The 12,050-nt window shown below is 38.4% G+C and carries 15 protein-coding genes; 11 read left to right on the top strand and 4 right to left on the bottom strand.

The window, feature by feature from the left end:
• The first annotated feature begins 3 nt into the window (after positions 1 to 3).
• The 4 genes from ADICYQ_RS18380 to ADICYQ_RS18365 all read left to right on the top strand — a co-directional run bounded on the left by ADICYQ_RS18380 (position 4) and on the right by ADICYQ_RS18365 (position 3,502).
• Positions 4 to 378 carry a DUF423 domain-containing protein gene (locus tag ADICYQ_RS18380; RefSeq protein ID WP_020891815.1) on the top strand — a complete coding sequence of 125 codons (375 nt, stop codon included), beginning with the start codon at positions 4 to 6 and terminating at the stop codon, positions 376 to 378.
• A gap of 16 nt (positions 379 to 394) precedes the next feature.
• Entirely contained in the window at positions 395 to 1,684 is a 1,290-nt protein-coding gene (locus ADICYQ_RS18375) for a D-alanyl-D-alanine carboxypeptidase (RefSeq protein ID WP_020891814.1), read from the top strand.
• Between the two features lie 8 nt (positions 1,685 to 1,692).
• Entirely contained in the window at positions 1,693 to 2,742 is a 1,050-nt protein-coding gene (locus ADICYQ_RS18370) for a S66 peptidase family protein (protein WP_020891813.1), read from the top strand.
• A gap of 100 nt (positions 2,743 to 2,842) precedes the next feature.
• Positions 2,843 to 3,502: an SGNH/GDSL hydrolase family protein gene (locus ADICYQ_RS18365; protein WP_020891812.1), complete on the top strand. Its 660-nt coding sequence runs from the start codon at positions 2,843 to 2,845 to the stop codon at positions 3,500 to 3,502.
• A gap of 110 nt (positions 3,503 to 3,612) precedes the next feature.
• On the opposite strand, the gene ADICYQ_RS18360 is transcribed toward ADICYQ_RS18365, so the two are convergent.
• Positions 3,613 to 4,461 (bottom strand): SDR family oxidoreductase, encoded by an 849-nt coding sequence (locus ADICYQ_RS18360; protein WP_020891811.1) that lies wholly within the window; start codon positions 4,459 to 4,461, stop codon positions 3,613 to 3,615.
• 355 nt (positions 4,462 to 4,816) lie between these two features.
• Between ADICYQ_RS18360 and gntA the strand changes: the two genes are divergently transcribed.
• Both gntA and ADICYQ_RS18350 read left to right on the top strand, forming a co-directional pair.
• Positions 4,817 to 5,506: a guanitoxin biosynthesis heme-dependent pre-guanitoxin N-hydroxylase GntA gene (gene gntA / locus ADICYQ_RS18355; RefSeq protein ID WP_051160275.1), complete on the top strand. Its 690-nt coding sequence runs from the start codon at positions 4,817 to 4,819 to the stop codon at positions 5,504 to 5,506.
• A gap of 70 nt (positions 5,507 to 5,576) precedes the next feature.
• Complete coding sequence (locus ADICYQ_RS18350) at positions 5,577 to 6,164, top strand: DUF1989 domain-containing protein (RefSeq protein WP_020891809.1); 588 nt, start codon at positions 5,577 to 5,579, stop codon at positions 6,162 to 6,164.
• 97 nt (positions 6,165 to 6,261) lie between these two features.
• Here ADICYQ_RS18350 and ADICYQ_RS18345 read toward each other — a convergent pair whose 3' ends face one another.
• On the bottom strand, positions 6,262 to 6,654 hold the full coding sequence (locus tag ADICYQ_RS18345; protein ID WP_040417037.1) for a DUF1573 domain-containing protein: 393 nt from the start codon (positions 6,652 to 6,654) through the stop codon (positions 6,262 to 6,264).
• A gap of 40 nt (positions 6,655 to 6,694) precedes the next feature.
• Positions 6,695 to 8,122: an ATP-dependent DNA helicase gene (locus ADICYQ_RS18340; RefSeq protein ID WP_020891807.1), complete on the bottom strand. Its 1,428-nt coding sequence runs from the start codon at positions 8,120 to 8,122 to the stop codon at positions 6,695 to 6,697.
• A gap of 16 nt (positions 8,123 to 8,138) precedes the next feature.
• Here ADICYQ_RS18340 and ADICYQ_RS18335 point away from each other — a divergent pair, with 16 nt between their 5' ends.
• The 4 genes from ADICYQ_RS18335 (at position 8,139) to coaD (ending at position 10,595) form a co-directional block, all read left to right on the top strand.
• Positions 8,139 to 8,648: an NUDIX domain-containing protein gene (locus ADICYQ_RS18335; protein ID WP_040417034.1), complete on the top strand. Its 510-nt coding sequence runs from the start codon at positions 8,139 to 8,141 to the stop codon at positions 8,646 to 8,648.
• Positions 8,649 to 8,710: 62 nt separating this feature from the next.
• The gene (locus ADICYQ_RS18330) at positions 8,711 to 9,292 is read left to right on the top strand and encodes a hypothetical protein (RefSeq protein WP_020891805.1); all 582 of its coding nucleotides are present in this window, start codon (positions 8,711 to 8,713) and stop codon (positions 9,290 to 9,292) included.
• Between the two features lie 56 nt (positions 9,293 to 9,348).
• Positions 9,349 to 10,143: a DUF3822 family protein gene (locus tag ADICYQ_RS18325; RefSeq protein ID WP_020891804.1), complete on the top strand. Its 795-nt coding sequence runs from the start codon at positions 9,349 to 9,351 to the stop codon at positions 10,141 to 10,143.
• Positions 10,140 to 10,595 carry a pantetheine-phosphate adenylyltransferase gene (gene coaD, locus ADICYQ_RS18320; RefSeq protein ID WP_020891803.1) on the top strand — a complete coding sequence of 152 codons (456 nt, stop codon included), beginning with the start codon at positions 10,140 to 10,142 and terminating at the stop codon, positions 10,593 to 10,595. Before ADICYQ_RS18325 ends, coaD begins: the two co-directional genes overlap by 4 nt.
• Here the strand turns inward: coaD and ADICYQ_RS18315 are convergent.
• Positions 10,583 to 11,272 (bottom strand): NUDIX hydrolase, encoded by a 690-nt coding sequence (locus ADICYQ_RS18315; RefSeq protein ID WP_020891802.1) that lies wholly within the window; start codon positions 11,270 to 11,272, stop codon positions 10,583 to 10,585. The two genes, coaD and ADICYQ_RS18315, sit on opposite strands and share 13 nt — an antisense overlap.
• A gap of 83 nt (positions 11,273 to 11,355) precedes the next feature.
• Here ADICYQ_RS18315 and pyrE point away from each other — a divergent pair, with 83 nt between their 5' ends.
• Complete coding sequence (gene pyrE, locus ADICYQ_RS18310) at positions 11,356 to 12,000, top strand: orotate phosphoribosyltransferase (RefSeq protein ID WP_020891801.1); 645 nt, start codon at positions 11,356 to 11,358, stop codon at positions 11,998 to 12,000.
• Positions 12,001 to 12,050 lie beyond the last annotated feature (50 nt).

Raw genomic sequence — 12,050 nt, 5'->3', positions numbered from 1 at the left:
ATTATGAAAGCTAGTCAAATAATTCAAACAGCAGCTGTTTTTGGAGCTCTTGCTGTTATTTTTGGTGCATTCGGAGCCCATGCTTTAGAGGAACTTTTGGTGAGTACTGGAAGATTGGACACCTACGAAACCGCTGTCAACTACCATTTCTATCATACTTTTGCACTTTTACTTATCGGTATTTTATACCATTTATACCCTGATAAAAAACGGCTTAATTACAGTGCCATCTTTTTCATAGTAGGGATATTAATTTTTTCAGGCAGCTTGTATGTTCTTTGTTTGAGCCAAGTCACATGGTTAGGTGCCGTAACCCCTTTAGGAGGCCTTTCTTTTATTTTAGGATGGGTAATGTTACTATTGAGTTTCGGGAAATAATAGCTAATACAATTTTATGAAATTAAAGTTTTTATCAGCGATTTTAATATGGCTGTTTATTTTTCAAAACGCTCAGGCGCAAGACGTAAAGGCTACATTTTTAGGTTTAGACAAGTTAATGGGGGAGAATTCCTTTTTTGACAACCACCTTACCGGATTCATGCTCTATGATCTTGATAGCCAAATGGTCCGCTACGAGAAAAACAGCCACCTGTACTTCATTCCAGCATCCACCACTAAACTCTTCACCTTTTTTGGGGCCATGATGGTCCTTACAGACAGCACTACGTTTTTAAGGTTTGTCCCGAATGGAAAAAATGTAACCATATGGGGAACAGGTGACCCTTCCTGGAAATACCCTGCTTTACCCAATCCAAATATAAAAGCATTCTTAGCGACTTACGACACAATAAACTACTCAGAAAGCAATTGGAAAAACGATCCATTTGGTTTTGGCTGGCAATGGGACGACTATTATTATTCTTATGCTGCAGAAAAATCGCCAATACCACTGTATGGCAACCTAGCCAGTTCAAAAAACGTCAATAACAAACCCATTTTAAGCCCAAACATCTTTACTGTTGAATATTCAGACAAGTCAGTTAAGAATGTGCAAAGGAATTGGCGAAACAATCAATTTTACTACAACCCGAGAACTTATAATGGAAGGGACAGTAAAGTACCTTTTATGACCTCCCCAGAAATTTTCGCAACTTTGGCTACCAAGGATTGGGGAACCCCTGTTAAACTTTCTGATTCAAAATTACCCCCTGAACACTTCCTACTAAAAGGAATTCCAACCAAGGCATTATATAAAGAAATGTTATTGGAAAGCGATAATTTTATTGCCGAACAACTGCTTCTACAAATATCCGATCAGGTCTTTTTGGAACTGGACAGTGAAAAAGCTATTGAATACATTAAAAAAACTTATCTTTATGACTTACCGGATGACCCTCAGTGGGTAGATGGATCCGGTCTTTCCAGGCACAATTTGGTCACTCCTCGTACGATGGTGGCTCTAATAGAAAAAATTTATCGGTTATTCCCAGACAATGAGCTATTCAGTTTGTTGCCAATGGGCGGAAGAACTGGTACTTTAAAGTATAATTATTCAGCTTCTACGCCGTACATCATGGCTAAAACTGGTACCATTAGTAACAATCATTGCCTGGTCGGTTATATAAAAACAAAAAAGAATAAAATCTATGCCTTTGCATTTATGAACAACAACTACCCCTACAAAGCAACAGTGGTAAGGACTGAAATGGAAAAGGTATTGCTCTATATCCGTGATAATTTCTAAATACCGCAATGAAAAAAAGACGCTTTTTACAAACTGTTGGGCTGGGGGTTTTACCAGTTTTAGGATTTTCTCAGCCATTTCAAAAAACTTCTCTGGCTAAAAAATTATTGCCCAATGCTTTAAAACCGGGGGATTTGGTGGGGCTTGTAAGCCCATCATCCGCTACAGCAGACCTGATGCAATTCACCTTTGCCAAAGAGGCTATGGAAGGATTAGGCCTTAAAGTAATCGAAGGAAAGCACCTCCGAAACAGAAATGGACACTTGGCGGGCACAGACCAGGAAAGGGCCGCTGACTTAAATGAGATGTTTGCCAATAAAACGGTAAAAGCAATTGTCTGTATCAGAGGTGGTTCTGGTGCTTCCAGAATACTTCCCCTGATCGATTACGAAATTATCAAAAAAAATCCCAAGCCTATTCTTGGCTATAGCGACATCACAGCTTTACACAATGCCATTCATTCAAAAACAGGCCTCATAACTTTCCATGGGCCTAATGGATCAGGAAATTGGGGGAAATTCAATGTGGATCAGTTTAAAAGCGTTTTTTTTGAACAAAATGATAACATCCATTTTGAAAATGAGGTAGAAGAAACGGAAGACCTGGTCATAAAAGAGAACAGAATAAGGACAATTTTCCCCGGAAAGGCTGTTGGAGATCTTGTAGGAGGAAACTTAACTGTGCTTACTTCACTCGCAGGGTCACCATACCTCCCTTCCTTCAAAGACAAAATTCTTTTCCTTGAGGACATAGGCGAAGAACCCTACAGGATAGACCGCATGATGAGTACCCTTATGTTAATGGGGGTTTTCGAAGAAATAAAAGGTTTCGTTTTTGGTCAATGTACAGACTGTGATCCAAGCGGAGGGTATGGAAACCTGACCATAGATCAGATTTTTGACGATTACCTCCTTCCTCATAAAATTCCTGCTTATCGGGGTGCAATGATTGGCCACATCCCCAAACAATTTCTATTGCCATTTGGCGCTAAGGTTATGCTGGATGCTGACAAGGGCACAATAACCACCATGCAGCCCATTTTCGAACAGTCCAGATAAATCAGTGAAGGTCCATTTGAATACCGTTCGAAACTGGAGTATTCTTGCTATTTCAATTTTGTGCGTATCGGTAATCGCTTCATGTAAAAACAATGAATCAATGATCGAAAATAATAACATCCCAATTACTAAAACCCAAACCGATGGATTAAAATACCTGGCTTTGGGAGATAGTTATACTATAGGAGAAGGAGAAAGTGCTGAAAACACTTATCCCTTACAAGTAGTAAAGATGCTCGAAAAAGAAGGCTTCAACTTCTCTTCTATCAAAGTCATCGCAAAAACCGGATGGACTAGTGGAGAATTGCTTGACGCAGTTAAGCCGGAAGACATTGGAGAAGGTTCTTTTGACATTGCCAGCCTTCTTATAGGTGTAAACAATCAGTACAGAGGCCAAACTTTAGATCAGTTCAAGAAAGAATTGATCGAATTGATAGTGGTCACCCGCGGGTTTCTTGGAGATAACAACCAAAAAAACTTAGTGCTCATTTCAATTCCTGATTGGGGAGTTACCAGTTTTGCTCAATCCGCAACAAAACCTCAACATCAAATTAAAAAGGAAATAGATGCCTTTAATGCTGTAATAAAGGATGAAGCTTCAAAACATGGACTGCATTTTATAAATATAACAGACCGCTACAGAGAGAACGGAGGTCTTGCAGAAAATCTGGTGACCGACGGATTGCACCCCAGCAAGTATATTTACAGTCAATGGGCATTGCAGATCCGCGAAATATTCAAAGGAATGACAGACCATTAAAAGCAGGAAAAAGGCAGGAAATTAATTGACAGCCAGAATTGTAGCCTTCTTACTTATAAAACAATAAGCTTTATTTCCTGCAAGGAGAACACCAAATTAGGGGTGCCCATTTAACCACCAATCAGTTCCCCTCCATTTACGTGGATAAATTGCCCCGTTACATAACTGCTATCCTCACTCGCAAGATACACATAGGCCGGTGCCACCTCACTTGGCTGCCCTGCTCGCCCAAGAGGAGTATCTTGACCGAAATCTGATACCTCATCAAAAGTAGCAGGAATAAGAGGTGTCCAAATAGGCCCTGGTGCGACACCATTTACCCTGATTTTCTTTTTTGCTAAATTTTGAGAAAGAGAACGTGTAAAACTCACGATAGCACCTTTAGTACTGGAATAGTCAATTAAATGTTCACTGCCCCTGTAAGCGGTAACTGAAGCGGTGTTAATGATCGTATCTCCTTCCTTTAAGTGTGACAAAGCTGCCCTCGTCACATAAAAAAATGAATAGATGTTTGTTTCAAAAGTTTTATGCAGTTGATCACTGTTAATTTCACTCAATGAATTTTTCGGGAACTGCATCGCAGCATTACAAACTAAAATATTTAAACTAACCAATGAATCGACGCATTCTTCAACAAGCTCCTTGCAAAAATTTTCCTGCCTGACATCCCCTTCTATTAAAACACATTTTCTCCCTTCTTTTTGAATCAACCTCTGGGTTTCTTTTGCGTCGGTAATTTCATTTAAATAAACAATAGCAACATCCGCGCCTTCTCTTGCGAAATGTACTGCCACACTTCTACCTATACCACTATCTCCCCCTGTTATAAGTGCAACTTTATTTATCAATTTGTCACTTCCCTTATAATTTTCCCGGATGATCTCAGGGACTGGCTTCATCTTATGTTCATCACCAGGTTGTTGCTGTGATTGACTTGGAAACTCCTTTGGTTTATTCATATACCTGTATTGGTTAAAAAAACCAAATTAAGCCAGGGAAACATCATTCAGGAACTCAATTAATGAATTAATTGACTCAATTGAGAGGGAGAATAAAACAATATAGAGACATCCAACACTTATAAGCCAGCCCTCGACCTAAATCAATAAAGAAAACGTCAAGCAAAGGCTAAAAGAGATGTTTAAGTACCGAAACTTGTGAAAATACTCAGAAAAGCAATCCTGCCACACCCTAACATTGCAGATTATCCCTATTGCATTAAAAATTAGCTCTAAAGCACCCGAAGAAGTAAAAGGTCTGAAAGTTGTACCAATGATTGAAGACTAAAGACAAACCAACTTAAATTTAATTATCATGGAACCCACTAATAACAGCCCAAAAGGTGGCCCTAAACCACAGCAGATAAATCAGGAATTTAAAAAATTTATTGTTGACAATGAACACCCATGTATAATGGCCAATGCGGTGTTCAAATTAAATAATTTCGAACTCAAGCTGTTTGATGAACTGGCTTCAAAAAACACCGCTGTAAAAATGTTGAGTGCGCTCAAAGCTTATTTGTCCAATTATGACTTTAACAATAATACATTTAAATCCTTTATAGCTGCTTTCCCTCATACACAGGTAGATTCAGAAGAGGAATTTGAACAATTGTTGTGGAAACAATTGCAATATATTTATGAAATAGACGAGCAGCCCTGGGATCCAAATGTAAGTAGTGATCCTGAAAACGTTAATTTCAGCTTCAGCATAGCAGGTCATGCTTTCTATGTTGTCGGTATGCATCCCCATAGCTCACGATTGGCCAGAAGATCTCCTTACCCCACGATGGTATTTAATTTGCACAGTCAATTTGAACAATTGCGGGAAATGAAAGCCTTCCATAAAGTCCGTGATAAAATAAGAGCGCGGGATATTGCATTTCAAGGTAACATAAACCCAGTATTAAAGGATTATGGGGACAGCAGTGAAGCTATTCAATACAGTGGCCGAAACATAGCCGATAATTGGGAATGTCCCTTTCACCCAAAAAGTGAAGTTTAAAAATCGGTTTAAACCAAATAATACAATCAAATCAACACTATTAAATACTAAAAAACCTTAAAAGCTTAGCATGAATATTATTAAAAAACAGTCGGGAGCTGCCTTTAAGTTATTCAAAGGTCAAAAGTTGAAAGTCATCGACCCAGAAGGGATGCAAGTGAGTGATATGGTGCTTTTTAATGCAAATGATATTGGTGAGAAGTTGTCCTCCGGGAAGACTTTGGATTTTGAAGAAACAATTCTCATTACCACCAACCATCACCTTTGGAGTAACAGGGGCAGCCAAATGATGAGAATAATCATGGACACCAATGGAAGAAACGATTTCCTACTTGCCCCTTGTAGCCCTGAAACATTTAAAATTATGTATAACATTCACGACTATCATCCCAGTTGCTTTGAGAATTTGTATACTAGCTTAGCACCATATGGAATTAAACCAGATGATATCCCCACGGCTTTTAATATTTTTATGAATGTGCAATTTGGGCAAGACGGAAAATTAAAAGTCCTTCCGCCACTCAGCCAGAAGGGAGATTATATCCTCTTCGAGGCTAAAATGGACCTCATCGTTGCCTTAACAGCTTGTTCAGCAGAAGACAGCAATGGCGGGACTTTTAAGCCAATCCATTTTGAAATTTTAGATGAAATGGTATAGGTGTGCTCTTCTATTAGGATTGTCAAGATGGAATAAAAAAACCTGCCCAATTTAAGTGGGCAGGTTTATATCATTGCTTGAAAGCAAAAGTTGGGTTTTATTTAGGTAAGACATTTGAAATAAGTGAAACCTTTTCGATAGGTTCACTAGCATTGGAATATATCCTCACCACGCTATTTTGTTTGCCCATTTTCCCTGCGGAATTAAAGGACACCTTGATCTCAGCTTTTTTACCTGGCGCTATTGGCTCTTTAGGCCAGCTAGGCACTGTACAGCCGCAAGTTGCTGCTACATTTGAAATAATTAATGGGGCTTTGCCGGTGTTTTCAAATTTGAAAACATTCTCCACCTTGTCTCCTTGCTTGATATCTCCAAAATCTTTTGAATCAGACTCGAAGGTAATTACGGGACCATCTACTGTTTTTTCTTGGGCGATCACAAATGCTGTACTTAAAACAACCGCCAATACTACTGTTAATAACCTTTTCATATTCATCAAATTTAATTCATTCCAACTTATCAGTACATTACTATTTAATAAAAAAATTGTTATGAAAGTTCACCATAAACAATTCTTTTTTTGCTCGTGTCATGGCTGTATACAACCATCTGACATAATTTTTATCAATTTGCTCCTCATTAAGGTATCCCTGATCAACAAAAACAGCATCCCACTGCCCTCCTTGTGATTTATGACAAGTTAAGGTATAGGCATATTTCACCTGAAGGGCATTCAAATAAGGATCTTTACTCATCGCTTCCCTTATCTTGCTCTTCTGTTCCAGATCCTGATAGTCCTCAGCCACTTGCTGGTAAAGCGCCTTCCATTCCTCAAATGTCAAAGCGGGCTTATTGGAGTGCAAGGTATCCAATATAACTCGAGCCTCAAACGGAACCTCGTCTGGATAATCTATTAATCTTAATTCAAGTGTAGCAAACCTTAGGCCATATAATTCCTCAAATGAACGAATTTTAAGTATCTCTACAAAATCACCGTTGGCCAAAAAGCTTACCTTATCAGAGGACTCCATATAGGTATAATTGTTTTTAACAATCATTAACCGCTCTCCGGCACTTAATTCGTCTTCATAATAAAAAATAGAATTTCTAATGTATTTATTGTATTGAACCGCCGATTTATTGGATCGGGTAATGATCATCGTATTGTCCAGGCCAAATTTATCATAAGCATACCTCAGGCCATCTTCCAGTCTTTCGCCGGTCATTCGGTAAAAATCCTTAAACCCTTTGGAAGTAAATAAGATTTTCGGTTTCACTTTAAGCACCTCATTCCTCAAGGAGGTAGCATTGGCCAAAATACCTGAATCCTGCTCTTGCCTAGTTACAATGGTAAGCAAGGCTTCATTTACATCAAGTTTATAATTCCTTATAAGATAATTTTTATCCAACCCAGGACTATCCTCACTCCCTACAGGTGGCAATTGAGCAATATCCCCTATTAAAAGCAGTCGATTTTCTGGATTTTGAAAGACAAAACCTATAAGATCTGCCAGAAGCGACTTCCCACTCATTCTATCATCGGAAAGCATTGATGCTTCATCAATAATAAATACAGATTTTTGATAGTAATTCTTCTGTACAGTGAAACTCTCAGCCCCCTCAGCCGCTCCTTGCTTGGCACGATAGATGATCTTATGAATGGTGTAGCCTGTCTTTTCAGCATAGGTACTCATTACTTTTGCGGCGCGTCCGGTCGGAGCTAGCATTACGGCACGCAAGCCCAATGAGGGCAAAGCCTTGACCAAGGCAGCCAAAACCGTTGTCTTCCCTGTTCCTGCGTACCCCTTTAGAATAAATGTGGCACCCGAAGGAACTGATTTATCTAAAAATTTATCCATCGAACCAAAAAAACTATCCTGATCAGTGGTTGGCTGATGGGGGAAAAATTTTCTAATTCTTTCTGATGGCTTTGGACTTGCTTGCTTATCTTTATGCATCTATTGCGAAACTAAGATGAAAAAGCCGAACATAAAAAAGGACATTATTGATAATTTCGGAAACAGGCTCAGAACGAGAGTTAACGGCCTTCTCATCCAGGATAATAAATTATTAATGATAAAACATCAGATGGGCAACGACCATTGGTTTTGGAATGTCCCTGGTGGTGGAATGCAGTTCGGCCAGGATGCCAAAGAGAATCTACAAAGGGAATTCATGGAAGAAACTGGCTTAGGTATTGACGTTGGAGATTACTTATTTGTGCATGAATTTTTGGAGCCACCATTACACGCAATTGAATTGTTCTTTGAAGTTAGCCAAACAAATGGTAAATTAGAGGTTGGAATTGATCCTGAGCTAGATACCAACAATCAGGTTATAGAAGAGGTTAAATTTCTTAGCATTGAGGAAATCAAAAAAATCCCCTCCCATCAAAAACATGCTTTATTTGGAAGAATAAATTCCCTGAAAGATGTAAGAATATGGAAAGGATATTTTAATTTTGGAAATAAATGCATAAAATAGCATTCTAATTACGAACCATCAATTCTTTATAATAATTTAATTACGCTTTAAAGATATTCAAAATGACATTGAGTAAAATCTTATCGATTGTTTTTCTATTGGGAGCCTTAGGTCTCGGGTACAAGCTTTATCTAGGAGTGGACGAAGTTGTAGAAGAAGAAAAAGTACTAAATAGGACTGAAGAAAGAATTATTGAAAAGCTGGAAATGCTTAGAGATGCCCAAATTGCCTACCAAGCTGCCAACGACGGTTATGCTTCCAATTGGGAAGAACTTAAAAAGTTCATTACAGATGGTAGTATATATTTGGTTCAAAGAACTGAAACCACCAAGTTGCTAGACTATGGTAAAGAAGAAACTACTGTAACTTTAGATACTTTAGGTTCTGTTAATGTTCAGGATTCTCTTTTCAACGAAGCTAAATACCCTGATTTTGACCTGGAATTATTAAATGTTGTACCTGGATCAGGAGGAAAAACATTTGAATTCTTCGCTGACAAAATCGAACGTAGCAGCAGAGAAATCGCTGTGTTTGAAATCAGAGACCCAGCACCTCGTAATCCAGAGAGAAGAAGAAATAACAATGAGAAGGCTTTAAGGGTTGGTTCAAGAACTGACTCTTCTACTTCAGGAAACTGGGAATAAATTTGGATACGGCAGGTTCCCATATCCAAAGCAAATTCATTAGCGATAAATTTGATATGCAAGCCATATCAAGTTTATCGCTTTTCTTATATGAAAAATTATTAGTTGTCATCGCACACGCAGGTGAGAATAAGGACATAACAGCTACTTATACCTATTCTTTCCAGGACCAGAAAACCATACAGCATCTCATAGAAACAGAAGCAATTTTTAATGCTCCAAATACTGTGGGAAAACTCTATGTTCATCACCAAAAATTCACTTTAGTCCCCACATCCTTGTTCAACCCCTCTCAAGGGGCTAGGTACCTAAGTTTTGCCACTGAGGTCAATGAATTAGAGGAAAGCGTTACTTATACTGGCGTTTCCAATAATACCATTCAAATTCTGGGGATGGCAAATAAAAACTTAATAGACAGTCTTGATAAAAAATTACCTGAACTGGAAATAACCCATGGCGCAGCACATGTGTTGGGCTTTTTCCTGACTCAAACGAAAGATTTACTTAATCAAGAATTATTTATTCACGCTTCTCCAGATTGCATGTATTTGGCTGCTTTCAATGAGGGTGAATTAAACCTTTTCAACAGGTTTATTATTACGGATGAAGCTGCGTTTTTACGCTATTTATTCACCTTTATCCAACAGATGGCTTTTGATCGGACACATTGTAAGATTCGTTTCTTTGGCAACCCTGAATGGCTTCACACCAACATGGATAATATGGAGCTTTATTTCAAAAACATACATTTAATTACCCCCACTCAAAATGTATCCTACCTTAAGGGGGCAGAATCCTTTATGAACACGCAACTTTTAGAGGCTTTCTGGCAACAAAAAATTGTTTCATGAAGAAAACAGCGCTTTTTCCAGGTTCATTTGACCCTTTCACTAATGGTCATCATGACATTGTCATGAGAGGATTAAATATTTTCGATGAGGTTATTATCAGCGTAGGGCACAATACAAGTAAGAAAAACAGGTATTTTGACATTGATTTTATGGTAGAAAAAATCAAAAATACCTACAAAAAGAATCCATCTGTTAAAGTGATTGTTTACGATGAGTTAACTTCTTCTCTTGCAAAAAAGCACGAAGCCAGGTACCTGCTTCGTGGATTAAGAAACACTACTGACTTTGAATACGAAAACACTATCAGTCAAATGAACAGGTACCTCAACGAATCATTGGAAACAGTGTTTCTAATCACCACTCCCGAGTATGCCGCCATCAGCTCTACTATCATTAGAGAAGTCCATAAATACGGCGGCAATGTGAACAAGTTCCTCCCCTATAAGGTCTGAATAATCTCTGGGTTTGTCTTCAAAAATTGCTTGTAGAGATACCGCATTGAAGGGTAGGAATTGATTAATGCTGTTTTAGCTTCATGATGCTTCAACCACTTAATATCCATAATTCCTTCCTCAACCTGAGGTTTCATTTTTGAATCATTAAGAGACTTCATATTGAACCAATAGGTCTTCTTAAGTATACTCTTCCTGTTTTGAGTATAGGTATGCCATGTAACACAGATAAGCTCATCAAGCTTCACTTTAATGTTACATTCTTCCTCTACCTCCCTGGCAGCACAGCCTTCAGGCGTCTCTTTCTTTTCAAATTTCCCTTTTGGAAGATCCCATTTACCCAGCCTATAAATAAACAACACTTTATCTTCCTTGGTCACTACACCCCCTGCGGCTTTAATGATTACAAATCTGCTTTTAATGAATTTTTTAAGTTCAGATTTCTCCTCAGTCACAAGGGTAATACTATCCAGGTTTTTAAGCTTCCTCGTTCGCATTAAGAAAAGCAGCTGAACGATTATGTCTTTTGACGGATTTTTTATCAGAACGTCATCATAAAAATCTGCTGACGCTGGTAATTCTACGGGATTATCATAAACACACTCAAACGACTTTTTTGGCAAGAAATCCTTTGTTGCCACAAGATCCAGTGGTTTATCGTTGATAAAGATTTTCATAAAACGATCTAATTTTTTCAAAATTGCAATTTTTTTCCAGCGTGCACAACCCTGAGTAAATTTTAAATGGTTAAATTTATCGCATGGAAATTTATGATCAAAGCACCGCTTCTCAAATCGCAAAAAAGCTACTTGAAATAAAAGCCATCAAACTGTCACCAAAGGATCCTTTCACCTGGGCATCTGGATGGAAATCCCCTATTTACTGTGACAATAGGCTTTCACTTTCTTATCCTGAGGTTAGGAAAATTATTCAAGAAAAATTAACAAGTGTGGTTCGTACCCACTTTCTAAATATTGAAGCTATAGCAGGAGTAGCTACAGCAGGTATTCCGCAAGGTGTATTAATTGCCGATAAACTTGATGTCCCTTTTATCTATGTCCGCTCTAAAGCAAAGGGGCATGGGATGGAAAATATGATTGAAGGGAAAATCACTCCCGGCCAAAAGGTTGTAGTCGTAGAAGACCTTGTTTCTACAGGAGGAAGTTCACTCAAAGCTGTTAAAGATCTACGAGCAGCAGGTTTTGAGGTATTGGGTATGGTGGCCATTTTTACCTATGGGTTTGAGATATCCGACATAAATTTCGAGAAGGAAGACGTGAAACTCTATTGTTTGAGCGACTACAGCTCTTTGCTTCCTCAAGCATTAGAACAAGGATATGTATCCGAAGAGGACATGAATACCTTGGCAGAATGGCGAAAAGGTCCAGATGTCTGGCAACCTTAATAATACAAAACCCTACGGGGTTCTAAAATTGGGCAAGTGCTATAGTTAAG

The organism is Cyclobacterium qasimii M12-11B (assembly GCF_000427295.1).
Lineage (GTDB): Bacteria > Bacteroidota > Bacteroidia > Cytophagales > Cyclobacteriaceae > Cyclobacterium > Cyclobacterium qasimii.
This window is presented reverse-complemented; position numbering and strand designations above follow the sequence as displayed.

Excerpts from the sequence above, each read along its gene's own strand:
- ADICYQ_RS18380 (WP_020891815.1), top strand. The coding sequence starts at position 4 with ATGAAAGCTAGTCAAATAATTCAAACAGCAGCTGTTTTTGGAGCTCTT.
- ADICYQ_RS18315 (WP_020891802.1), bottom strand. The coding sequence starts at position 11,272 with ATGAAAATCTTTATCAACGATAAACCACTGGATCTTGTGGCAACAAAG.
- ADICYQ_RS18375 (WP_020891814.1), top strand. The coding sequence starts at position 395 with ATGAAATTAAAGTTTTTATCAGCGATTTTAATATGGCTGTTTATTTTT.
- ADICYQ_RS18340 (WP_020891807.1), bottom strand. The coding sequence starts at position 8,122 with ATGCATAAAGATAAGCAAGCAAGTCCAAAGCCATCAGAAAGAATTAGA.
- gntA (WP_051160275.1), top strand. The coding sequence starts at position 4,817 with ATGGAACCCACTAATAACAGCCCAAAAGGTGGCCCTAAACCACAGCAG.
- pyrE (WP_020891801.1), top strand. The coding sequence starts at position 11,356 with ATGGAAATTTATGATCAAAGCACCGCTTCTCAAATCGCAAAAAAGCTA.
- ADICYQ_RS18360 (WP_020891811.1), bottom strand. The coding sequence starts at position 4,461 with ATGAATAAACCAAAGGAGTTTCCAAGTCAATCACAGCAACAACCTGGT.
- ADICYQ_RS18370 (WP_020891813.1), top strand. The coding sequence starts at position 1,693 with ATGAAAAAAAGACGCTTTTTACAAACTGTTGGGCTGGGGGTTTTACCA.
- ADICYQ_RS18330 (WP_020891805.1), top strand. The coding sequence starts at position 8,711 with ATGACATTGAGTAAAATCTTATCGATTGTTTTTCTATTGGGAGCCTTA.
- ADICYQ_RS18350 (WP_020891809.1), top strand. The coding sequence starts at position 5,577 with ATGAATATTATTAAAAAACAGTCGGGAGCTGCCTTTAAGTTATTCAAA.
- ADICYQ_RS18325 (WP_020891804.1), top strand. The coding sequence starts at position 9,349 with ATGCAAGCCATATCAAGTTTATCGCTTTTCTTATATGAAAAATTATTA.
- ADICYQ_RS18345 (WP_040417037.1), bottom strand. The coding sequence starts at position 6,654 with ATGAAAAGGTTATTAACAGTAGTATTGGCGGTTGTTTTAAGTACAGCA.
- ADICYQ_RS18365 (WP_020891812.1), top strand. The coding sequence starts at position 2,843 with ATGATCGAAAATAATAACATCCCAATTACTAAAACCCAAACCGATGGA.
- ADICYQ_RS18335 (WP_040417034.1), top strand. The coding sequence starts at position 8,139 with ATGAAAAAGCCGAACATAAAAAAGGACATTATTGATAATTTCGGAAAC.
- coaD (WP_020891803.1), top strand. The coding sequence starts at position 10,140 with ATGAAGAAAACAGCGCTTTTTCCAGGTTCATTTGACCCTTTCACTAAT.